We start from the raw sequence: 24,608 nt of genomic DNA, 5'->3' as shown, positions 1-24,608 counted from the left end.
AATATTAGAGACCTACATCTGGATTATAGTAGTACTAAGATTTAAAAGCAGTGAGACAAAAAAACACTTAAAAAAAATCAAAAAACATAATATAATAATTAAAAAATTTTATGAGTCTTATATTTACAAATTTTATATATACCCTTGTATTCTTTATACTAACAGCAAAGGAGTTGATCACTGATAGATATGATCACGACATAGATCAATTCATGTATTTTGGCAGTAGATTATTACATGGAGAATTAATATGGACAAACGAATTTGATGATAAGTCGCCTATTTTGCAATACATATTCTCATTGCCTGCAGCATTAAAAAGTACAAGTATATTTGTTGTAATTACTTTAATTATCAGTCTACTAGCTTCTTATATAGGATATTTAATGCTAAGGGATATAGTACGTAACAGCAATCTTGATTTAAATAGAAAAGCTGAAAATTCAATAATATATTTTGGCATTATATTATATTTGACTTTATTAGTTTGTATCTATGGTTCTTTACATCATATAAATGCAATTAGCTCTTCATTATGTCTAATCACAATATCATTAGCGTACTTAAATAGGGGGAAGAAAAATAAGTTAATATTAAATTTTTCAGCAATAGCTGCTGCAATTTCAATATCTATACGACCATATTATCTTCTAAATATAATAACAATACCCTTATGGTTACACGTCAGGGAGAGAGGCTTTATAACAAATAAAAAAGAAATAAATATAATTAATAAAAACTTATTATACGCAAAGAAACAAATAAGTTGGATTTGTATTATTAGCTTCTATATATTACTTTTTAATACGATGCCATATCTTATAACTGGACAATTTACAGATTTCATTTTCGGAATAAAGTTAAACTCTGTTGACTATATAAATCATAATATACTTTTAAGACAGTATATAAATTTAGGTAGAAATCCTATATTATATCCAATGTTAATAGGAATGATACTACTACCTATAATAAGAATCATATTTGGGAATATACATCAAATACGTTTTACAAAAAAAGATATTCAACTATTGAGACTCAAAAGAATTGATATTGATATTTTATTTTTTGGGATAATAAATCCTATTCTTCTAGAGATAATGTTTTATAGAAAGCATTTCTTTGGACATTACTTTACTCTATTCAGCCCATATATAACAGTAAGTATGGTTCTATTTCTAGCATTAATAACAAAACTAGACAAAATAATTTATAATTATCAGATTTTTAAGATTATAATTAAAAATATATTTATAATACTTCTAATTACCTGTTTAATAACAAATCAAAGTATTCCAGGGGCATTAAGTGAAATATTTGACAAAAAGATCTCAAGTAAATCATATAAAGTCAAATTAGTAAAAGATTTTATTAATCAGGAAAAGCTTAAAAGTGAAAACGTTGGATTCCTAGCACCTGAAGATAATTACATACATTGGAAACTTGATGAGTCAAGGCATAGATTTCCACAAAAGGCAATTTTTAGAAACATCTCAGAAGGTAAAATGGATAAAGTAATAAATGAGAACAAGAACCTAGATTACAAATTTTTATTACCAACTAGGATTAAACTCTGTGAGACACTAAATAAATATTCTCCACAATATATAATAACTAGAAATAATGATTATTCATTCAATTGCTTAATACAAAAAAATTCAAAATATAAATTATTATCAACAAAAAAATTAAATAAAAATAATATATTCATCTTTAAAAGTATTTATCAATAAAAGGTATTTATTTTTTCTATGATGTCAAAATAATAGTATCCTGTTATATTATTAAAATATGAAGTCATTAGCATGAAGGTTGCTGTTATTGGAGCAGGCCCTGCAGGATTAGCTTTTACTGATAAATTACTTGAATTAAGAAAAGATATTTCTATTGATATTTATGAAAAGAGTAATCACATAGGAGGCATTTCAAAAACCGTTAATTACAAGGGAAATCGAATAGATATAGGTGGACATAGATTTTTTTCAAAATCCGATGAGGTTATGAAATGGTGGACTAATAAATTTCCTATAGATATTTCAACTCTTAAAGAGTCAGATTTAATAAGTTACCAAAATTCAAGTAGGAACATTGAAGGTTATAAAACGATAAAGGAAAAAAACACAAAGGATCATCGAATAATGTTAGTAAGAAAAAGAAAATCAAGAATTCTATATTCAGGAAAGTTATATGATTACCCTCTAAAACTAAATTTAAAAACAATCAAGAATATTGGTTCAATTAAAATTATTAATGTAGGTTTAAGTTATTTAAAAAGCAAACTGGATAAAAAAGAAGCTAAAAATCTTGAAGACTTTATTATATCAAGATTTGGATACAAACTATACACAATGTTTTTTGAAAGCTATACAGAAAAAGTTTGGGGACGTCACCCTAAAGAAATTTCCCCAGAATGGGGTGCCCAAAGAATAAAAGGTTTATCAATAAGGAAATTAATAATTGATATTTTAAAAAAGTTATTATCTAAGATAATTAATACAGAATCAAACGGCATAAGTCAAAAAAACACTGAGACATCCTTAATAGAAAGATTTCTTTATCCGAAATATGGACCAGGTCAAATGTGGGAGGAAGTAGCCAATGATTTAAAGAGAAATAATGTAAATATATTCATGAATAAGCCAATAAAAGGTATTGAGTTTTCCTCAGACAAAAGAAAAGCAGAAAAAATCCTATTTAAAGATGAAAATGGGAAAATTATAAAGCAAGAATATGACTATATAATATCTACAATGCCAATAAAGGAACTAATCAAATCATCTAAATTAGAAAATGAAGAATATATTTTTCCACCAGAAATTTTAAAGATCGCAGAATCACTACCATACAGAGATTTTATAACAATTGGTTTACTAATAAACCACATTTCAGGACCACAAATGGAGTTGCTAGACGATACATGGATTTATGTTCAAGAACCTAATGTTAAAGTAGGCAGGATACAAATATTCAATAATTGGAGTCCTTACTTAGTAGCAGATAAAAAAAATTATTGGATAGGACTTGAATATTTTTGTAATGAGAATGATGAATTATGGAAGAAATCAGATATAGAGCTAATTGAATTAGCTAAAGAAGAAATAATAAAGTTAAAACTTACCAATTCAAAGGCCTTTATCGATTCAACAATTATAAGAGAGCCTAAAACCTACCCAGCATATTTTGATTCTTACGAAAAGATAGACACCTTAATAAATTGCGTAAATAAAATAAACAATTTATTCCTAATCGGCAGAAATGGTATGCACAAATATAATAATCAGGATCATTCTATGCTTTCAGGATTTAGAGCTGCAGAACTTATAGCGCATAATCGAGTCAATGAGAAATCAAAAGAGGAATTATGGCAAATTAATGTAGAACAGGAATATCATGAAGAAATCAAAAATATAAAAGAATGAAATTGAATACATTTAAATTAGGATTAAAAAAATATCTTGAATTTGTACCTTTTTATCTATTTGGATCTGGACTTGCTTTTACAGTAGATATAAGCATATTCACACTACTAAGAACGAACCTAGGGACAAACTATAGTGCTTTAATAGCATATATATTTGGAACTATTACTTCATTTAGTACACTTTTATTTATAACTAAATATCGTTTAAATAAAAAAAGAGTTGGCCTGTTAATTCATTTATTAATTGGATTAGGAACACTTCTTATCAATTTAATTATATTAAATTCAATAGACTATATTGCTAAATTATATAATTATTTTTTATATACACAAATACTAAATAATAGTAATTATTATGCTCTTTCAACAAAAGTAATCTCTAGTGGAATAGGATTCATATGGACAAGCTCTATGACAGGAAAATTTTTATTTAAGAAGAAATAATCAAATTAGTCTTTGATTTTTAAATTACTTATTTGCTCGCCTCATCAATATTATTCCTATAATAGTTGAAATAAATACAGGAGACCATGCGGCTGATATATATGAAATTGATCCTTTTACACCTAATGAACTAAATGTAAAACTTAATATATAATAAAATAAAATCAAAATAATACTTATACCAAAACCTTGTGATCGATTTGTTCTAGAGTTTGGTATTGAAGCTAAACTACTCCCAATCAAAGAAAACACAAGACATGACATTGGCAACGTAAATTTTTCTTGTATCCTTACTTTCAATCGTCTCACCTCCTTTATATTCGAAGTATCTTTATAAATTTGCAGAGCTTTTTTTGCTTCAGCTAAAGTCATATCATTTGCATCTTTGGGTATAGATGCAATCTTAATTGGACCAGTATTAAATGGATATAGATAAGAATTAAATTTAGTAATAGTTGAATCACCTTTTTCCGAAAAAACAACTAATTTACCATTTAATAGTTCCCATTTTTTAATCGAAGGATCCCAAAATGCTTTTTCAGCTGTAAGAATTTGAGTATATCCATATTTTGATAAATCAAGCACTTTAACTTGATTCATAAAACCATCTGTATAGTCCTTGGCATAAAAAATATGAGTTAAGGAATAGGAGACTTTATTATTTTCAAGATCAGTAATATTTCCTTTACGAGAATAAATAATGTCCTCCCCTTCTTCTATGGAAATGGATTTGCCTAATGAGCTTCTAAGTACAAATTCAGCCTTACTATTTGAATATGGAACAATATTATTATTAAAAATGAAAGTTAATCCTGTCATTACTAATGCCAATAACAAAGATGGTAAAATAATTCGATATACAGAAATCCCAATAGCTCTTAATGCTTTTAATTCACTATTAGAAGAAAGTTTACTATATGTTAATAAAGAGGCCAATAAAGTGGCCATCGGAAATGATAAAACAATAAAGCTAGGTAATCTAAGAACTAAAATGTTTAATGCAGTATTTAAAGGCAAATCCAGCTCAACTATCTTACGGACAAGATCAAACATTACTCCAACAGATACAGATACAACTGTAAAAGCCGAAATAGAAAAAACCAAAGGGGGAATTAATTGTGAAAGAATCCATCTATCAAGTAAAGGAATATGATTAATCCTTATTCGAAAAAAATTTGAAATTTTCAATAACAAATTTATAATTTTATTTTTCATATTAAATATTTAATTAGTCAAATTTGGAAATTAGTACCTAAATAATATTTTTTTACAATTGGATCATTTAAAATCTCTTCAGAAGAACCGGAGCGAAGTATGCTCCCATCTGTAATGATATAGGAACGATTAGTAATTGCTAAAGTTTCACGAACATTATGATCTGTTATTAATAGGCCCATGCCGCTTTCACGTAAAATTTCAATAAGATTTTGAATATCATATATAGCAATTGGATCAATACCAGCAAAAGGCTCGTCTAGAAGGAGAAATTTAGGTCCTGTGCGACCAACGGCTAGGGCTCTTGCAACTTCACATCTTCGCCTCTCTCCACCAGAAAGTTGATATCCATAAAGATCAACAAAAGAAGATAAATTAAATTTATCTATCAACATTTCACGTTTATTCCTACAAAAAGATTTAGATAAACCTGATTGGTTCAAGGCCATATCCAAGTTTTCTTTGACTGTAAGGTTTCTAAAAATACTTGGTTCTTGAGCTAAATAACCAAGGCCTAATTGAACTCTTTTTGTCATCGAAAAATTTTTTATACTATTTCCCTCCAAGTAGATATTGCCTTTGTTTGGCTTAATCAAGCCGACGATCATATTAAAAGTACTAGTTTTACCCGCACCATTTGGACCCAAAAGACCAACTATCTCTCCAGGATTAACATTTAAATTGACGTTTTTAACAATAGTTTTATTGGATAAGGTTAATACCAAACTCTCAATAAGTAGAGTCATTTTAAAAAATCCTATCAGGGAAAAGCTTATACATGAGAATCATCAGAAAGTAAATTATAACTAAAATATATGTGGTTAATCAAGATTCCTCTCAACCCAATATAAATAAAACATCTCTGAATCATGAAAGGAATTCTCAAATTTAGAATCAGCCTTTACCCTAAATTTTTCAAAGTAAAGAGATTCACCTGGCTCCAAATTCTTAATAGACGATCGATTACTTAAAAGTAGTAATAATTTATTTACTTTAGGATATTTATCTAAATAAACTTGTACTTCATCAAGTGTTTTAGTTCTGTCTAGTATAACCCTATTAGCCCATTGAGCATAACTTCCATATCCATTCAATTCAGGTAAGTAAAATTCTCTATCAAGGTATCCAGATACTGTTGCCACCTCAACATCTCTAGTCGCAAATATTGGAGAATCTTCCCATCCCCTAGCCTGTATATATTGAGCAGTTTCCTTTCCACTTGAATAAGGCAATCGAAAATCATTGATGACCATATGGATCCCAACTACCATGTGTATAGCTAAACAAATAGTAAGTAATCTAGGGAAATAAAATAAATTACCTTTAGTAAACAAATTTTGAAGATTAGAAGACGTAGGTTGTTTATCTTTATTAGATAATGCTAACCATAATGATGAGATAATCAATAGGAAATAATATCCATAATGTCTTGATCCATCTCCCAAAAATAAAAAATAATTAAAAAGAAATAAAAATATAAAGCCACTCAAAAAATAAGTTAATGCTGGACGATAAAATTTAATAAATATGATTGTACTGAAAACCAAAATTAAAGTAATTAATGCGCATAAAATTAAATCAAAAAATCTACTTGAATTAGGAATAATAAGCACATATCCTCCAAAAATCTGTCCTACTACTCTAAGAAAATGACGTATATCAATAAAAGAAGTTAAAAGCTTAACTGAATCTCTTACTTGGAGAAGACTAAAAGCTCCAAAAGATAATAATGAGAGAGATATAGTAATACTTGAAATTAAATCGAAAATCCAATTATTATTTCTCATGTAATTTTTTCTTTGATACGGATTTAAAAACCAATCCGAGACAAGCGTCATTCCAACAGCAAATGCTAATGACCAGGACAATGCTTGTGTATTAGCTAAAAGTCCTATACAAAGAGCGAAAGGTATGTATGTAGTACGTCTTAAATGATAAATAGAGCAAAAAATAAATATTATTAATTCCGCAATTACATAATGCCGACACACAAAAAAATATTCCCAGAAAGGATAATAACCAAAAGTAAATAATGCTTTGGTTGTTAGATTAAAAGGACTAAATCTCCAAAAAATCAAGATCGCTGAGCTACCTAAAAGCCAATGCATCAGTTGCATGCTTACTGGTGTTCCAGTAATATTTTTCGAAAAATAAATTAATAATGACCAGAGAATAGGATGTCCAGATGGTGCGTTATTTTTCCATAAATCTATTAAGTTATTGCTTTGCCAAGCCACGAGCCATCCTTGCATCTCATCTCTCCAAAGAGCATGATTAAATGCACCAAATAAACCTATTATAATAAATAAAATAGGTAAAAATATCTCATAAAAACGCTGACCCGGTAATTGTATTTGACTGATTCTTTTTAATTCCATTTTAATTGATGCAGAATGTCGATCTATATAATTTGAATTAATTAAAATTGTACTGTTAATTTGTACTCAAAATTGATGCAAGCCCAAAAAAACATAACAAGAAAAATAATATGAAGTCAACTCTCTTTCATTAGCAAAACTGTTGGAGGCTTAACAAAGTTTTTAAAGGAAACTGAGTAAGGGCAAACTGCAATCAGCAAGGTCCTTACCAATTTGTAGAAATTCCAATCTCCTTGAAACGCATTTATAAAGTCCTTCAATATCCAGTCCTGAATCTGATAATTGAAATTTTTTTAATCTACCTAATGCTTCTCCGTAAAGTATCGTCGCCCCATTTATATTGCTATTTTCTAAATGAACTTGAGCAACAGCTACTTGCAAAATACCCTGTAATAACTGCCTTTCTGGCCCGCCAGTCTCATGCCATATTTCTTCAAAAACATCATGAGATTTATACCACTGACCAGAATTAAATAGTTTCATTCCTATTTCAAAACGATAGTCATTTATAAATAAATCATCTTGTTTATCTATAAAAGTCATTATTTTTTCATATTTTTCTTTGCATTAATTTTTCTCAGCCTTATAGATTCAGGAGTAACTTCCAACATCTCTCCTGGTCCAATGTATTCAAGAGCTCTTTCTAATGTCATTTCAATTGGAGATTGCAATTGATCTAGCTCATCTGCACCAGCTGATCGCATATTGGTCAGTTGTTTTGCCTTACAAATATTTAATTCAAGATCTTGTGGGCGATTATTCTCCCCAATAATCATCCCTTTATAAACTTTAGCTCCAGGAGTAATAAAAAATTGTCCGCGGTCTTCTGCATTTTTTAAGGAATAAAAAGTAGCGACACCCTCTTCAAATGAAATAAGGACTCCATTTCTCCTTTGTTCAAAATCTCCTACAGATGGTCTGTATTCGAAAAACGAATGACTCATAATCCCTTCACCTCTTGTTGCACGAATAAATTCCCCTCTGAATCCAATCAAGCCTCTTGATGGGATGACAAATTCAAGTTGAGTTCGATGATCAGTACCCGTTTCCATATTTTGCATCTCACCTTTTCTTACACCAAGACTTTCAATACAAGCACCAATAGAAGCTTCAGGGACATCAAGGACTAGGGTCTCAACGGGTTCGCATTTGATTTCATCAATGGTCCTAAAAATGACTTGTGGTTGAGAAACTTGAAATTCATACCCCTCTCTTCTCATTGTCTCAATAAGAATTCCTAGATGTAACTCTCCTCTACCGCTTACAGAAAAACGATCAGGTGAATCTGTATCCTCAACTCTTAATGCAACATTCGTAAGAAGTTCTTTATTTAAACGATCCTTCAACTGACGACTGGTTACAAACTTGCCCTCTTTCCCTGCAAATGGGGAATCATTTACGACAAAAGTCATCTGCAATGTAGGTTCATCTACCTTTATTAGAGGTAAAGGCTTCGGTTCATCAGGGCAAGCTACGGTTTCTCCAATAGAAACATCTTCAAATCCAGCCAAGGCAACTATATCTCCAGCATTTGCTTCATCTATTTCAATTCTTTTTAATCCCTTAAATCCTAATAATTTATTAATCCTTCCTTTTTTTAAACTCCCATCTTCTTTTATTAAACAAGTCCTTTGACCATTTTTTATTACACCATTATGTACTCTTCCAATAATAATCGTTCCTAGGAAATCAGAATAATCAAGAGTGGTGACTTGTAATTGTAAAGGCTTATTTTGATCGCCAACTGGAGGAGGAACTTGCCTAATAATTGATTCAAATAACGGTTTCATGTTATCACTTTCGCTTTTTACTTCAGTCTTTGCGAAACCACCTAATCCACTCCCAAATAGATAAGGAAAGTCACATTGATCATCATCAGCTCCTAATTCCAAAAATAGATCTAAAACTTTGTCTACCGCAGTTTCAGGTTCAACTCTTGCACGATCAATTTTATTAACAAAAACGATAGGTCTTAAACCCTGCTCTAAAGCTTTTTTTAAAACGAATCGAGTTTGTGGCATTGGTCCCTCGTTAGCATCAACAACAAGAAGACATCCATCTACCATTCCCAAAACCCTCTCGACTTCGCCTCCAAAATCAGCATGCCCTGGTGTGTCAACAATGTTTATTCTTGTGTCGTTATATGTAACAGCTGTGTTTTTCGAAAGAATTGTTATTCCTCTTTCACGTTCCAAATCATTTGAATCCATTGCACAAGTCGGGACCTCCTCGTTATCTCGAAAAGTCCCAGATTGATTTAAAAGTGCATCAACCAAAGTTGTCTTGCCATGATCAACGTGAGCAATTATTGCGATATTCCTTATGGCTTGTATATCAAAACTCATAATTTAAAAAATTAAAATTTCTTTGTTTAATAGAATTACAAACATTATCTCACCATGACTTCATTTAACTGTTTTAAATGCCAATTAAAATATCGAATAAAAAATCAGAAGTGAAAGAAATCAAGTCAAAATTATTTGAATTTTATAATTTTATTAGCATCCTCAAATTTTCTTAAAGCATTAACAGTCCCTTCAAATCTCCAATGCCAAGGCTCATAAGTTACACCTTGTTTATTATTGGGTGGAAAAGAAAGAACAAAATGATATTTAGGGGCATGCCTCTTCATCCATTTAAAAGCAGGTGTTTGTTCAAAATCAACCTCAAAATGAGTATCTGGATAATTCCCATCGCCAACATCGATTGCATATCCTGTGCTGTGTTCGGAATAGCCAGGAGGAGCTGAGACCATAGAACGCTCAACAGCAGTTTGATTTCTAATAGATTTATTTTCATAAAAAATATCTCTTTGCAAATCAATTGATCTATAACCACTTAACAGTTGTAAAGAAATTCCTCTTTGGGAAGCCATAAATTGCATTTCCTTAAAACTTTCATAAATTTCTTTATGAACGTAAATACCAGGAGAGAAAAGAATTAACTCATTTTTTGAAGCCTCAGGATAAGGAAGATGGCCTAACAAACTTTTATTTTGATTTATCTCAGTAGAATTAATCGAATCATCTAAAGATTTTGTTTGGCGAAAATTTGATTTATTAGCTAAAAACGTCAACGATATACCAAGTCCAAAAAAAAGAATTCCAAACCGTAAAAAAGACCTGCTAGTAAGGGTTTTAATGGACCTAATCCTTTTGGCCAAAGGGATGTCATCATGATAATTCATACGATCTGCTTATGGTCAAAACAATTGAAATTCACAAAAATGATGTTTCGATAGTAACGAGTATCTCCAATCTTTATACTTTCTATGAGATAAGGATGTAAGTTTTATATATAGAGAACTAAATTTTTCATCCAAAGATGTTAAGAGTTGCTGTTATTGGTGGTGGTCCAAGTGGATCATGCGCTGCAGAAATTTTGGCCAAAGCGGGAATTAAAACTTGGATATTCGAGAGAAAGCTAGATAATGCAAAACCATGTGGAGGAGCGATTCCATTGTGTATGGTTTCTGAGTTTGATCTTCCTGAATCAATAATTGATAGGAAAGTCAGGAACATGAAAATGATATCCCCTTCAAATAGAGAAGTAGACATTATTTTGGATGATATTTATCCAGGAAGCGACAAAGAATATATAGGCATGTTGAGGCGTGAAGTGATGGATTCATTTATGAGAAATCGTGCTGCAGAACTTGGTGCCACATTAGTAAACGGATTGGTATCAAAAATAGAAACTGGTAGTAATAGACAAGGTCCATACACACTTCATTACACCGAAGTCCTTAACGACCAATCTGAAGAGAAAGGTAAACAACTTGAGGTGGATCTAATTGTTGGGGCAGATGGTGCAACAAGCAGAGTTGCTAAAGCAATGGATGCTGGTGATTACAACTATGCAGTAGCAATTCAAGAAAGGATAAAGCTTCCTAAAGAGGAAATGAAATATTACGAGGACAGGGCAGAAATGTATGTAGGCACAGATGTATCACCAGATTTCTATGGTTGGGTCTTTCCAAAATACGACCATGTAGCAGCTGGAACAGGAACAATGAAACAAAATGGTGGTTTAATAAAAAGCCTTCAGATTGGTGTCAGAGAAAGAGCTAAGAAGAGACTCGTAAATGGAGAAGTCATCAAAGTAGAAGCTCATCCAATTCCTGAACATCCAAGGCCAAGAAGAGTTGTTGGAAGAATGGCTCTGGTTGGAGATGCCGCGGGTTATGTAACCAAAAGCTCAGGAGAGGGGATTTATTTCGCTGCCAAAAGTGGAAGGATGTGTGCCGAGCAAATTGTCGAATCAAGTCAAAATGGAAAAATAATACCTACAGAAAATGATCTCAAAAAATACTTAAAAAAATGGGATAAAAAGTATGGAACTACTTATACCGTATTAGATATTCTCCAAAGAATTTTCTATACCAGTGATGGAGCAAGGGAAGCTTTTGTAGAGATGTGTGGTGACATGGATGTGCAAAGACTTACATTTGATAGTTATCTCTACAAAACTGTAGTTGCCATGAAGCCACTTCAACAATTAAAGCTTACCCTATTAACAATTGGTTCTGTTTTAAGAGGAAAGGCATTAGCACCAAGCACATACAAGCCAGTGCCAAGTGCAGTTAGAGATGATAAAGAAGTAAATAAAATGTTAGCTGTTAGTTCAATCAAAGGTGGTATAAAAACCAGTAAAAAATAATACCAACAACAGTTAAAATAATTAAGTAAGTTTGCTGAAATCAGCGAGCTTTAAAGACTGATTTCTGAGGACTGTCAATAGATTAAGCCTGTTATTTCTTAAATTAATATCATCCGTCATAACCATTACACTTCCTTCTCCATCAAAAAAGTTGGCTAAAGTTTCTGCACTTGAGACTAAGCCATCAGCCAACAACTTATATTTAACACGATCACCATTTATAGCTAGAGGCTTTAATTTCTCCAAAACATTAAACATTTCACTTTCACAACCCTTTTCAAATAGTGACTTATCAACAAAAGTGGAAGGATCTATAATATCGTTTGATATAGAACTTTTAGCTGCCAACTTTGAGGCTCGAGTTACTACAGCTTGCAACAAATCAAGTGTATTATTTTTCCTCATATCCATTAATAATGAAGAGCGAAAATCAACATCTGTTGGATCATCTAATAGTTTTGATGTTGAGGTTGTATTTCCCGCAATTGCATTAATAATATCAAAATCTATACCTTTTTCTTCTAATAAACTAATAATTCTTTGACGGAAAAACTCCATCAACTCGCTCGAAAGACTGCTTATATCAAAAGGAAGAGAAGGGAAAATTTGCTGCCAATAAGTTAAAGAATAATTTAGTATTTCATTGATATTTAATTTCCAATCTTTTTTCCATAAAATTAGAAGTATTCCATTAGCAGCCCTTCTCAAAGCATATGGATCAGATGAACCAGAGGGTCTTTCTCCCTTTGCAAAAATACTGAAAAGCAATTCAAAACGTTCAGCTAATGATACTGCATTACCAAAGTTGTTTGAGGGAAGAGAATCTGCAGAGCCTTTGGGCTTGTAATGTTCCAAAACTCCTAGGCATACATCTTTTTCTTCACCCTCATGAAGTAAGTATTTTGATCCAACAATTCCTTGCAACTCTGGAAATTCGTCAACCATATTGCTGACCAAGTCATGTTTTGAAAAATGTGCAACTTTCAAAGATTTTTCAATATCCGCTTGGTCAAATTTAAGTTTTGATGTTAATAATTTAGTAAGCCATTCAATCCGATTTACACGGTCATATAGAGAACCTAATCCTTCAGCAAAGGTTACATCTTTTAATTTATTAATACGTGAAGCGCTAGTGATTAATAAATCTGACTTTATAAAAAATTTAGCATCAGAGAACCTTGCTTTTAATACTTTTTCATTTCCTAAAATAATATTTTCCTTTGCTGAAGATAATCCATTACTAATACACAAAAAACTAGGAAGTAGAATATTTCGAGAATCAAGTGATAAAGGATCAAAATCAACGTTATCTTTATATAAAGGTATGTACCTTTGATGGACCTTCATCACAGTGGACAAAACCTCTGGGGGTAAATCGAGGAATGCTTCATCAAAATTCCCAGTTACGAGTAAAGGAGACTCAACTAAATCTGTCAGCTCATTTAAAAGTGGTTCAGTCAGATCTGGCTTAACTTTTTTATTTTTTTCATGATTAAGAACTAAATCGTTTATGCATGAAAGGCGACTATTCCTATCAACTGTTACTCCGACATCCTGCAATTGATCAAAATAAGTTTTTGCATTCTTTATTTCTAATTTTGATCCATGCAACCTATGAGGTCTTGAGAGATTGCTAATTTGAATTTCTGGATCGCACCCTGAAATTCTAAAAGGTAAAATTTCTGAATCAATCAAAGAAACAATCCATCGTATAGGTCTCGAAAAGCGAAAATCACCTTTGCCCCATCTCATAAACCTTCTTCCTTGAATTTTGTTGATCCATCCAGGTAAATGATCAGCCAATAAACTCTCAACGGGCCTGCCTTTCTCAACTGATTTAGCGAAAACGAATGAGCCCTTTACCGTTTCACGGATCTCTAATTTTTCAGGAGAAAGATTGAATCTTTTAGCAAAACCAATTGCTGCTTTTGTAGGTTTTCCATCATGAAAAGCTTGATCGACAGGAGGGCCTTTTCTTTCTGAGATATTGTCTTCAGAAAATGGAGCAATTCCTTCAATCTTTAAGGCAATTCTTCTTGGGGTAGTAGAAACTTTAATTTCACTAAATTTTATGTGAGAAGAATTCAAGTCATTATTTACGTTTAACTCAAGTTGGGAAATAACAGATTCAGCCAAATCAGCTGGTAATTCCTCAGTGCCGATTTCTAAAAGGTAAGTAGACAAAAAAATTTCCTTATGTTCTATACAAGATTAGATCTAAAATAGAATTACTTCTACATTCTGTGTCCTAGAAAAAATTTAAAATGAAAGGAACGCATCTTTTATTACTCATGGCTTGATTTGAACAATTAAGCACCAACTAACAAGAAAAATGATACAGTGTAGGTACCAGTGTAGGTACCATTGCCCAAGATCATAGAAATACCTGGAAGATCTGGTTTTTACCTCAGGGTTGCTGTACCAAGAGGTAAATTAAGGGATGCTTTTGGAACATGTGATGTTGTAAAAAAAATAGGTAACACAAAAGAAGAAGCCGAAAAGAATATAAGCTCAGCAGAAATAGCTATTCAACAAAAATTCGATGAAAAGCTCAGAGAAGAAGAAGCAGACCAGATCAATGAATCATTACCTAAAGGAATAAGACTCGAGGCGATTAAAAAAAGTAATTCAATAGAAGCTCCTAAAAATATAGAAAAAGATTTAAAAGATGCTGGATTCAGTAATGCAGCTATTGAAGCTTTGATGAATTTTGAAGAAAATGAAAGTAAAAATTCCTTAGAAAAAGAAGAGACTGTTCCTTCACCTTGCATCGCTAACAATTCCCCTCGAGCGAAATTTGAACAATTTAAAGCCGATAGTAATTACTTAAGTCAGCCTCTTCAAAGTGAATTGATAAACGACAGCGATCACTTTACAAACGATGCAGTACAACTACTAAAATTTCATGGTAGTTATCAACAAGATGATCGGGAACATAGAAAAAGAGGTGGCACAGGTAAAGATTGGCAAATGATGCTGAGGCTAAGAAATCCAGCTGGTTTAGTCCCAGGCCCCCTTTTTATAGCATTAGATGATCTATCTGATCGACTAGGCAATAAAACGCTTAGAGCGACCACACGTCAATGTTTCCAAATGCATGGCATAAAAAAAGACAATATTAAAGAAGTAATAGGAACAATCGTCAAGTCGATGGGATCTACCCTAGCGGCTTGTGGAGACGTCAATAGAAATGTAATGGCTCCAGCGGCCCCTTACGAAAAAGGATCTTATCCCGCTGCGAGAAAATTAGCTAATGATATTGCCGATGTTTTATCACCCCAAAAAGCAGAGAAAACATACATTGATTTATGGGTTGATGGCGAGATGAAATATGCTATTAAGCCATCGCCTGAAGTAAAAAAAAGCAGAAAGCTGCAACGAAATCATGGTGTATTTAGTGGGGACAAAAACGAACCTTTGTATGGTGCAACCTACTTGCCAAGAAAATTCAAATGCGCAACTACAGTACCAGGAGATAACTCTGTAGATATCCTTACTCATGACATAGGTCTAGTGACTTTCACGAATGCAAAAGGAGTTCTAGAAGGATGTAATGTCTACGTAGGAGGAGGTATGGGTAGAACACACAACTTAGATACGACATTCGCGAGGGTCGCAGATCCCATTGGTTTTGTAGAAGGTAAATACATATTAGAGCTTGTTCAATCTATTCTCGCTCTTCAAAGAGATTATGGAGATAGAAAAACGAGAAGACACTCAAGACTTAAATATGTTTTGCATGACATGGGTGTGGATTGGTTTAAGAAGCAGTTAACAACTAAATATTTTACAAAACGAATTGACACTCTTAAGCACGAAGGGGATACAATACTTGAAGATTATTTAGGCTGGCATCGACAATCTGACAAATTATGGTTTGTTGGGCTACCAGTATTATCAGGCAGGCTTACAGGGAAGGTAAAGAAAGGACTTAGAAATATAGTTGAAAAATATGCCTTGGATGTACGCTTAACTCCTAACCAAGATCTTTTATTGTGCAACATCGGAAATTATCAAAAAGCCAGTGTAAAGAATGCACTAATTAAAATAGGTTTTAATGAACCAGGAAGTCCTGATCCATTGGCCAGACATGCCATGGCATGTCCAGCTCTTCCTTTATGTGGACTTGCCATGACAGAAGCAGAGAGATTCTTACCAGAGCTTTTAGAACGGATTAACAATCAATTAAAAATCCTAGAGATAAATAAATCAATCTTAATAAGAGTTACAGGTTGTCCCAATGGATGTGCCCGCCCATATATGGCAGAATTAGCTCTTGTTGGTAGTGGTTTAAATCAATACCAACTATGGCTTGGTGGTAGCACTGATTTACAAAGGTTGGCAACGCCATATTTACAAAAGATGTCTATTAATGAATTAGAGAAAACATTAGAACCATTATTTCTTAGCTGGAAAAATACTGGGGGTTCATCAAGCCTTGGAGATCATGTAACTAAACTTGGATCTAAAAGTGTAATGTCCTTACTTACCTCAAGTGCTGCTCCATAAATAGGATTACCTTTCTTACTTAACCAAGACCATAATTGATCTCCATAGCTAAAATGCCACCATTCGTTTGGGTGTTGAACAAATCCAGCCTGTGACATTGCTGAATATAAAAGGGATCTTCTTTTTTGAAAAACTTGATATTTTGAGCTAGGCGTCATGGAATAGTCTTTCTTATAAAAATCAGGAGTTGATTCAGCGCCAATAAAATCAATTTCTCCGCCAAGATCTAATGGATTACCACTCATATCGGCAAGAGTCAAATCAATAGCTGAACCTGTGCTGTGAGGAGGAGGCGTAAGAGGATTAGATGATGGTTTTGCCCAGAAACGACCAACCTCTTCAATTACATCAGTAATGTCTCTATTAGCAGAGGGATCATTTATCTCAATCCCCTTCAATCTACAATTTTCCTTGATAGTGTGATTAAACATGAATTTTTGGACAGCTATTGGTCTCCAGGCATCAAACAAAGCCAACTGTAATTGAGGATTAATCTCGGAAAGATATTGCTGCGCTTGAATTAATCTTTTCAAAACACTCCTGCGTAAAACCCATGGATCTGCTCCATTAGAATATGGAGCACCTAACGACATATAAGGATGTGGTTTTAATCGAAATATGGTTTCTGGAATTGAAATCAAAGGCTCATTACATTCATTTATTTTTATATTGTTCCAAGGTCTCAACTTCATGATTTATAGAAAAAATGAGTATAAAATTTCAAACGTAAAAAATATTTATTAAATTTTAACCGTAAAAATAAATGAGTTCAATAGTGATAAATAATAAAAAATTAATTTAATTTATTACCAATTTTAAATTTCTCCCACTGTTCTTTTATGAGCAAACGAAGCTTTGAGTTATTTGTAAGCATAGGATCGGAATCTAAAATATTTCGAGCCTCATTCCTTGCAAGTTCAAGTAGGTCAGCATCATCAGCTAGTGATGCCAGAGCAAAATCAGGTAAGCCTGATTGTTTTGTACCTAAAACTTGTCCAGGTCCACGAAAACGCAAATCAATTTCAGAAATTTCAAAACCATCATTAGAATTCACCAAGACTTCCAATCTTTGTCGAGATAATTTATTTTTATTCTGATGACTTAGGAGACAGTAAGACTTGGAGGCTCCCCTTCCCACTCGTCCCCTTAATTGATGCAATTGAGCAAGACCAAAACGATCAGAATCCTCTATTAGCATCACACTGGCATTTGGAACATCTACACCAACTTCTATAACTGTGGTAGAGACAAGTATATCGCTTTTTTTATTGAGAAAATTCTTAATAACTTCTTGTTTTTCTACGCTCTTCATTTTGCCATGAAGTAATTCAACAGTAAAATCTGAAAAAATTTCAGTAGACAAATGATGATGTACGTCAATAGCTGCACTAAGTTCAAGTTTCTCGGATTCTTCAATTAAAGGTAGAACAACATAAATTTGATGTCCTTTATTAATTTCACTTCTGATTAAATCATATGCATAAGTTTTTTCTTTTGGTGATATCAGCTGAGTATTGATAGGAGTTCGGCCAGGTGGAAGCTCATCTAATTGACTAACATCTAGATCACCATGCAAAGTAAGCGCCAAGGTTCTAGGTATGGGTGTAGCAGTCATCGTTAGCAAGTGGGGTTGTAATCCTTTGTTCAAAAGCTTGTTCCTCTGCTTAACCCCAAAACGATGTTGCTCATCTACAACTACAAGTCCAAGTCGCTCAAAGACAACTGGATCTTCAAATAATGCATGAGTTCCCACAAGAATTTTTGTAGAGCCATTTGCTAAATCAGTTAGAATTTGTTTACGACGAGACTTGGGTGTAGAACCAGTTAACAGATCTACATTCAACTCAATCTGTGGAATCCATTTACTGAGTGTTTGATAATGTTGTGTAGCAAGGACCTCAGTTGGGGCCATAAAAGCACCCTGCCATCCTGATTGAACTGCAGTGAGGAGTGCTGAAATAGCAATAACAGTTTTTCCGCTACCAACATCACCTTGTAATAATCTAGACATTGGTTCAGCTTTGACTATGTCTGATTTAATTTCCTTTAAAACTCTTTTTTGAGCATCTGTTAGAGAGAAAGGAAGAGTGCTTAAGAATTTTCCAACTAGGCTATCAATACTTGGCTCGATACTTAATTTAGGGGAATCACTTTTCTTATGTAAATCGCGTCTTAAAAGAAGACTAAGTTGCAATAGTAAGAATTCATCGAATACAATTCTTCTTTTTGCTCTAGCCAAAGTTTTTGAATCCTCAGGATTATGAATATGAAAAAAAGCTTCCTTCTTAGTAGGTAGATCTAGTCTTTTTAAGGTGCCTTGAGGGAGTGGATCATTTATCTCAGACGTCAAATGGAGAATCGATTGTATTAGATCTCTGAATTTATCCGCAGTAATACCTTCGGTTAAAGAATAAACCGGGAAAATTTGACCAATAGTTCTAGACTTTAAAAAACTATTGGGACTATCAATAATTTCTATTAATGGATCATTTAATGATTTTCCATATTTACTTTCCTTAACTAACCCGCTTACAGCAACAGTTGCACCAACAGCATACAAACTTTGTTGAGATTTTACATAGGCAATACTGCTACGACGACGACCTGCAAAAAATTTAGTAACTTTCATTCCTCCTGTTCTATCTTTTATAAATAACTCCAGAATTGAAAGATTTGGGTTTTTAGGGCTTTTAAAAGAACTGCATCGTCTCACTTTTGCGACGATTGTCACATTCTGACCTGCTTGAGTTTTATCTATTGTTTTCAATGAAGTGTAATCAACATAATCACGTGGGAAATAATTTATGAGATCACGAATTAATATAAGACCCAATACAGACAATCTCTCTGCTTGTTTTGGGCCCACCCCTTTAATAGCGGAAATAGAGCTTCCTAAACTTAATATATTTGTCAAAGAACTTCTTTGATAAATAATAGAATCATGTGCTCTTCTTATCTTTAATTTTTTTGACTCTGTTTTCTCTACACCTTCGTCATATTTGTATAGATCATGAAGAGTCTGCCTCGTCTGAACTATTAGTCTACGTCTATCGTCTGTAGACATAGTTGAATATTCCTCATAACGGATAGCCAAATCCTTTAATTTAGAAAAATCAGACTCTTGAAAAAGTGTGGAAGGACCGCGTAATAAATATCCACTTACAAAATAAGAAAATTTGTTTGTTCTCCCTTTAATATCAGTAAACCCGTGATCGACCTCAACTGTTAAAGCTTGTTGTAAAGATCGAATCCAAGCTATTAGTTCACTTCGTTGGCTATAAGGAGTAGATTTTGAATCAGTGTTGCTTATATTTTTGTTGTATCCTTCCACCATTCTTTTTTAACCTCTTCCGCTATTGAGCGACCTTGCCAGTAACGTTGTTGTTTGATCATACCCAATAGTACGTTTTGATAATGTTTAATATTAGTTCTAATTTTTCTTAGTCTGGGATTATCAAATTCCATATCAGAAGGAGTGATTAGCAAGCAATCAATCTCTAACCCTCCAGAGGCTAATGGATTATTCGTTGGTAATTTAAAAGTTAGAATATTGGATATAGACTTAGAGGATATTAATTGACCTGATAAAGCAGCATCTAAAATATTAATTGGAACAAGTGTATTTACCAAGCCAGATTTTAAAAGCTCAGTATTAATAGAATGCGAAAGATCACGCAATCTTCTTACCAAAGCTGTATCGATAGAAATCATCCACTCATATAATCCAATTGGTGATTGTGGTAAAAATCGATTGTTTTTTACATCCTCATAAGAGCTAGGCTCATGAGATGAGTCTTCTGTTTTGGAATCTAAGTCACTTGAAATAGATTCATCTGTCAATGCAAATATAGACTGTAAAATCTCAATATCTTTACTTTTCAAATTAAAAGTATCGGAACTCTTAACATCATCTTTTAATGAATCAAATTCATTAGTTATATCCTTAATTATATCGTCACTTTCTGATATTTTACTTTTCAGATAAGGTTCTTTAACATCTATTGAATATGGAGCTTTTAACTCTCCAGTCCATCCTTCAGTAATTGATAAATTATCCAAAGGCGGCATGAAACTTATATTAACTGAATTAGCATTACTAAATGATTCTGATTTTTCAGAATCATTTTTCATATGTAGTGCATTTGACATTTCATCTTTTACATTATTTAATTGTTGAATATTTTCTTCATCAATTTTCTTAGCCAGTTCATTTAAATGTTCAATTGTTATTAGTGACATATTATCTGAAACTAATTTATCTATTTTCAACTGAAATGTTTTTCTAGAGCTGACTGTTGAAAAGCCAAAATCATCTCCAAGCCTTTCTGTGATGAGCGAGAATAATGAAGTTTTTATAGTTTGAGGTAGGAAGTTTCTTAGTTCATCTAGATAAAAAGAATTTGCCCTATATAAATAAGGAGATATATTATTACATTTTTGTTTAAGTAAACTTATTTGATCTAAAGGATCAAAATCAGATTCAATTGAATAGTTTTTTTCAGACAAGATCAACTTGAAGTCATAGATGCGACCTCTTCTGCAAAGTCAGATCCTTGAACCTCAATCCCCTCTCCGAGAGTATATCTCGTAAACCTACGAACCTTTACATTTTCTCCTATTTTACCGGCGACTTGTTTTACCAACTCTTCAACGTTTATTGAACTATCCTTTATAAATGGTTGTTCTAAGAGAGCCATTTCTTTTAATCTCTTACCTATTCTTCCTTCAACAATTTTAGCTTTTATTTGATCAGGCTTACCGGATAGATCATCTCTTCCCATCTCTATTTCTTTCTCCTTGTTCGCAATTGATTCTGGGATTTGGTCAACGCTTACATACTCGACACTTGGGCAAGCGGCTACTTGCATAGATAAGTCTCTCAAAAGGCCTTGGAATAAATCTCCTCTAGCAACAAAATCAGTCTCGCAATTCAATTCAAGAAGTACACCTACACGAGAACCTGTATGGATGTAACTACCTACAGCGCCCTCAGCAGCAACTCTTCCTGATTTCTTTTCAGCGCTGGCAATACCTTTTTGTCTTAACCATTCAATAGACTTTTCCATATCTCCCTTATTTTCGATAAGGGCTTTTTTGCAATCCATCATTCCTGCGGATGTCTTGTCTCGCAGTTGCTTAACGATTTTAGCTGTTATTTCCGCCATTTTATTTTGTGATAGTGAGAAAAAGTAAATAAGAATTCTATTAAATAAATATACTAACTACTCATTAGGGCCATGTCTGCCTTCATTAATGGCATCAGCTAATCTACCCAAAACTAGTTGAACAGATCGGACAGCATCATCATTACAAGGTATTGGAATTTCACAGAGATCTGGATCGCAATTAGTGTCAAGCATTGACACTAATGGAATATCAAGTTTTCTTGCCTCTAGAACAGCGTTTGTTTCTCGCCTTTGATCTACTAAAACTACTACATCAGGCAAACGTCTCATACCTTTAAGTCCACCCAGATATTTTTGCAATCGCTCTAATTCTCTACGTAAAACAGCACCTTCCTTCTTTGGGCGCATTGCAATAGCACCACTTGATTCCATTCTTTCAAGATCTTTTAATCGATCAATTCTTGCTTTCATTGTTGTCCAATTTGTAAGCATCCCACCTAACCATCTTTGATTGACATAGGAGGCTCCGCACCTAATAGCCTCTTGAGCAACTACTTCTGAAGCTTGTTTTTTAGTACCTACGAAAAGAAATCTTTTACCACTTCTTGCAGCCCCTCTTGTCCATTTGTAGGCGCTGTTCATACAAACAGCAGTTTTTACTAGATCAATAATATGAACCCCATTACGAGCAGAATAGATGTATCGAGACATCTTGGGATTCCATCTTCTTGTCTGGTGTCCAAAGTGAGCACCAGCTTCCATCATCTCTGAGAGAGAAACTACAGCCATGTTTTTTTGTGGGTTCCGGGTTCGCCTCCACCCAACAGGGATAACATAAAAGATGATTAAATAATCAAATTTTATTTATCACCCGAAACAGTCAGGTGTGCGGTTTTAAATTGCTTTATTAATCTAACAAACTATGGATCACCGAAGGCCGATTAATGATGCTTCTCTAAAAATTTGTCTCACTCCAATCAAATTAAGAGGAAGTCTTAACAATTCCATAGCCAAAGCGGATTGACCATTTTTTATTAGAAAAGACAAGAGAGGTCTAAGTGTCTTTGTATTAATAAGTCCACCAAAAGTTAAAAATTCCCAAAGAAAACGATGAAACAAAGTGAATTGGATTATGAATTTTACCCTTAAAGTGGGGTGCTTACGATAAAAAACTAATCCCATCTTTGCTCTCTCTTTTTCAATTTGAATCAACTGAGGAATTTGATCAAGAGCTAATGCTGGATGCCAATGATATCCAATAGCTCTTGGACATTTGACAAGCTTAACTCCCATGTTTCTTAGTCTTTCGCCCAATTCCAAATCTTCCCAACCATATAGACGAAAAGAGGGATCAAAAAGGCCTGATATTTCTAAAATATTTTTATCAATAGCAACATTTCCAGTTGCAAAGTAAGCCCAAGACAAGTCTTGAAGTTTAAAAGGTTCAGAATTTGGATTATTAAAATTGGAAGTATTTATAACAGATCCATAGGTAAAACATTTTCTATTTCCGAGCTTTTTCCAAGCCATGCCCAAGGAGTCAACGTGATTCATTAGGAAATATCTATCTACAACTAGATCACTATCTATAAAAACAATTAGATCACCTTTTGACTTTTCTACTCCAAGATTTCTTCCTAGAGCAGGACCGCCATGGGTTTGTTCAAAAAGTCTTAAATGAGGATAAGACTCAATATTATTCTTTAGCCAATCAACTGTTCCATCTGTTGATCCGTCATCGACAATTACAATTTCGAAATTGTAAATTTCACCATTAAGAATTTGATTTTCCAGTGCATTTAGACACTTTATTAGTATCGGAAGTCTGTTATAAGTTGGTATAACAACGCTAATTAACATCCTTAATTAAAAATAAAATCAAAAGGTTGGTTCAAACACTTTAAATTAAAGGATTTAAAAAGAATATTTCTTAATTTGAATAGCGAATTATTAATCGGCAGCTCCACCATTATTTGCAGTGCCTGTAACACCATTACCTGCACCTTCTCCCCTGCCATCATTGCGAAGCTTGCGTTTTTTAAATTTCCTTGCATAAGCTCGGTTTCTCTCTTGCTTCTCTTTCTTAAGATTTCGTCTTTTGGACATACTAAATTCCTAAAATTTTTGATATATATCTAATTTACTAAACAGAAGGCAATATTTGGCCATCTTCCATTCGCAAGAGACGATCTGCCACATCCAATATTCTTGGATCATGAGTAACCATCAACACTGAACAGGATTGCTCTAAAGCTAGTTTTTTTAACAAATCAACAATTTCTCTACCAGTTGAACTATCTAATGCAGATGTTGGTTCATCAGCTAATAATAATTTTGGTCTGGCTGCAAGAGCTCTTGCAATAGCAACTCGCTGTTTTTGCCCACCTGATAAATCATGTGGCAGCTTAGACAAATGGTCTTCTAACCCAACAGCTCTAAGCCATTCTCTAGATTGGGCCCTTCGAGCCTTATAAGAAAAACCATCTAAAAGGTCAGCACCCATTTGAACATTTTGTTCAGCGGTAAGACATCTCAAAAGATTATGCCCCTGAAAAATCATTCCAATATTTTTTCTAAGATTCTGTCTAGTTTTTCTGCTGGCTCCAAAAAGTTGTTTACCAAAGACTCTAAGATCACCGTCTTGAACTTTACGAAGAGCCCCAATCAGAGTTAAAAGAGTAGTTTTTCCACATCCAGAAGGTCCCGTTAGTAAAACAACCTCGCCACGGGAAATTTCCATTGAGACAGACTGAAGAACATGCCTTTTCATTTCTCCATGCCCATACCAATGATTCAATGAACCAATATTTAAAGTATTATTAATTTTATTTTTCATAGGTTATGTAAATCTAAAAC

At 33.1% G+C, this 24,608-nt stretch carries 20 protein-coding genes; 5 read left to right on the top strand and 15 right to left on the bottom strand.

The genetic code is table 11. The features are described from left to right. Nucleotides 1-173: 173 nt before the first annotated feature. The 3 genes from O5640_RS00910 (at nt 174) to O5640_RS00900 (ending at nt 3,865) form a co-directional block, all read left to right on the top strand. On the top strand, nt 174-1,733 hold the full coding sequence (locus tag O5640_RS00910) for a hypothetical protein (protein ID WP_269612686.1): 1,560 nt from the start codon (nt 174-176) through the stop codon (nt 1,731-1,733). Between the two features lie 72 nt (nt 1,734-1,805). Next, complete coding sequence (locus tag O5640_RS00905; protein WP_269612685.1) at nt 1,806-3,419, top strand: NAD(P)/FAD-dependent oxidoreductase; 1,614 nt, start codon at nt 1,806-1,808, stop codon at nt 3,417-3,419. Further along, nucleotides 3,416-3,865, top strand: coding sequence for a hypothetical protein (locus tag O5640_RS00900; protein ID WP_269612684.1), 450 nt, complete (start codon nt 3,416-3,418; stop codon nt 3,863-3,865). The genes O5640_RS00905 and O5640_RS00900 overlap by 4 nt, the downstream gene beginning before the upstream one ends. 24 nt (nt 3,866-3,889) lie before the next feature. Here the strand turns inward: O5640_RS00900 and O5640_RS00895 are convergent, their stop codons facing one another. The 6 genes from O5640_RS00895 to O5640_RS00870 all read right to left on the bottom strand — a co-directional run bounded on the left by O5640_RS00895 (nt 3,890) and on the right by O5640_RS00870 (nt 10,645). Beyond that, on the bottom strand, nt 3,890-5,080 hold the full coding sequence (locus tag O5640_RS00895) for an LptF/LptG family permease (protein ID WP_269612682.1): 1,191 nt from the start codon (nt 5,078-5,080) through the stop codon (nt 3,890-3,892). 17 nt (nt 5,081-5,097) lie between these two features. Further along, nucleotides 5,098-5,826: an LPS export ABC transporter ATP-binding protein gene (gene lptB, locus O5640_RS00890; RefSeq protein ID WP_269612681.1), complete on the bottom strand. Its 729-nt coding sequence runs from the start codon at nt 5,824-5,826 to the stop codon at nt 5,098-5,100. A gap of 75 nt (nt 5,827-5,901) precedes the next feature. Continuing rightward, nucleotides 5,902-7,458, bottom strand: a complete 1,557-nt coding sequence (locus tag O5640_RS00885) for a hypothetical protein (protein WP_269612680.1) — start codon at nt 7,456-7,458, stop codon at nt 5,902-5,904. Nucleotides 7,459-7,620: 162 nt separating this feature from the next. Next, entirely contained in the window at nt 7,621-8,001 is a 381-nt protein-coding gene (locus O5640_RS00880) for a DUF309 domain-containing protein (RefSeq protein ID WP_269612678.1), read from the bottom strand. Further along, nucleotides 8,001-9,803 (bottom strand): translational GTPase TypA, encoded by a 1,803-nt coding sequence (gene typA, locus O5640_RS00875; RefSeq protein WP_269612677.1) that lies wholly within the window; start codon nt 9,801-9,803, stop codon nt 8,001-8,003. The genes O5640_RS00880 and typA overlap by 1 nt, the downstream gene beginning before the upstream one ends. 131 nt (nt 9,804-9,934) lie before the next feature. Continuing rightward, nucleotides 9,935-10,645 (bottom strand): M15 family metallopeptidase, encoded by a 711-nt coding sequence (locus O5640_RS00870; protein ID WP_269612676.1) that lies wholly within the window; start codon nt 10,643-10,645, stop codon nt 9,935-9,937. A 137-nt stretch (nt 10,646-10,782) separates the two neighbouring features. On the opposite strand from O5640_RS00870, the gene chlP reads away from it, so the two are divergent. After that, nucleotides 10,783-12,117, top strand: coding sequence for a geranylgeranyl reductase (gene chlP / locus O5640_RS00865; RefSeq protein WP_269612674.1), 1,335 nt, complete (start codon nt 10,783-10,785; stop codon nt 12,115-12,117). 21 nt (nt 12,118-12,138) lie between these two features. On the opposite strand, the gene glyS is transcribed toward chlP, so the two are convergent. After that, nucleotides 12,139-14,301, bottom strand: a complete 2,163-nt coding sequence (gene glyS / locus O5640_RS00860; protein ID WP_269612673.1) for a glycine--tRNA ligase subunit beta — start codon at nt 14,299-14,301, stop codon at nt 12,139-12,141. A 519-nt stretch (nt 14,302-14,820) separates the two neighbouring features. Between glyS and O5640_RS00855 the strand changes: the two genes are divergently transcribed. Next, nucleotides 14,821-16,626, top strand: coding sequence for an NADPH-dependent assimilatory sulfite reductase hemoprotein subunit (locus O5640_RS00855; protein WP_269613768.1), 1,806 nt, complete (start codon nt 14,821-14,823; stop codon nt 16,624-16,626). Here the strand turns inward: O5640_RS00855 and O5640_RS00850 are convergent. The 8 genes from O5640_RS00850 to O5640_RS00815 form a co-directional block, all read right to left on the bottom strand. Next, entirely contained in the window at nt 16,563-17,318 is a 756-nt protein-coding gene (locus O5640_RS00850) for a M15 family metallopeptidase (protein WP_269612672.1), read from the bottom strand. The genes O5640_RS00855 and O5640_RS00850 overlap by 64 nt on opposite strands. A gap of 101 nt (nt 17,319-17,419) precedes the next feature. Further along, nucleotides 17,420-19,960, bottom strand: a complete 2,541-nt coding sequence (gene recG, locus O5640_RS00845; RefSeq protein WP_269612671.1) for an ATP-dependent DNA helicase RecG — start codon at nt 19,958-19,960, stop codon at nt 17,420-17,422. Continuing rightward, the gene (locus tag O5640_RS00840; RefSeq protein WP_269612670.1) at nt 19,933-21,132 is read right to left on the bottom strand and encodes an adenylate cyclase; all 1,200 of its coding nucleotides are present in this window, start codon (nt 21,130-21,132) and stop codon (nt 19,933-19,935) included. The genes recG and O5640_RS00840 overlap by 28 nt, the downstream gene beginning before the upstream one ends. Nucleotides 21,133-21,134: 2 nt before the next feature. Further along, nucleotides 21,135-21,791 (bottom strand): translation elongation factor Ts, encoded by a 657-nt coding sequence (tsf, locus tag O5640_RS00835; protein ID WP_269612668.1) that lies wholly within the window; start codon nt 21,789-21,791, stop codon nt 21,135-21,137. A 57-nt stretch (nt 21,792-21,848) separates the two neighbouring features. Then, nucleotides 21,849-22,541, bottom strand: a complete 693-nt coding sequence (gene rpsB / locus O5640_RS00830; RefSeq protein WP_011293691.1) for a 30S ribosomal protein S2 — start codon at nt 22,539-22,541, stop codon at nt 21,849-21,851. Between the two features lie 138 nt (nt 22,542-22,679). Next, a complete protein-coding gene (locus O5640_RS00825; RefSeq protein ID WP_269612667.1) occupies nt 22,680-23,612 on the bottom strand; it encodes a glycosyltransferase family 2 protein in 933 nt (310 codons plus the stop codon). A 90-nt stretch (nt 23,613-23,702) separates the two neighbouring features. Further along, the gene (locus tag O5640_RS00820) at nt 23,703-23,858 is read right to left on the bottom strand and encodes a hypothetical protein (protein WP_011293689.1); all 156 of its coding nucleotides are present in this window, start codon (nt 23,856-23,858) and stop codon (nt 23,703-23,705) included. Nucleotides 23,859-23,895: 37 nt separating this feature from the next. Next, nucleotides 23,896-24,588, bottom strand: a complete 693-nt coding sequence (locus tag O5640_RS00815) for a DevA family ABC transporter ATP-binding protein (protein WP_269612666.1) — start codon at nt 24,586-24,588, stop codon at nt 23,896-23,898. Between the last annotated feature and the right edge of the window lie 20 nt (nt 24,589-24,608).

The organism is Prochlorococcus marinus str. MIT 0912 (assembly GCF_027359595.1).
Taxonomy (GTDB): domain Bacteria; phylum Cyanobacteriota; class Cyanobacteriia; order PCC-6307; family Cyanobiaceae; genus Prochlorococcus_B; species Prochlorococcus_B marinus_C.
This window is presented reverse-complemented; position numbering and strand designations above follow the sequence as displayed.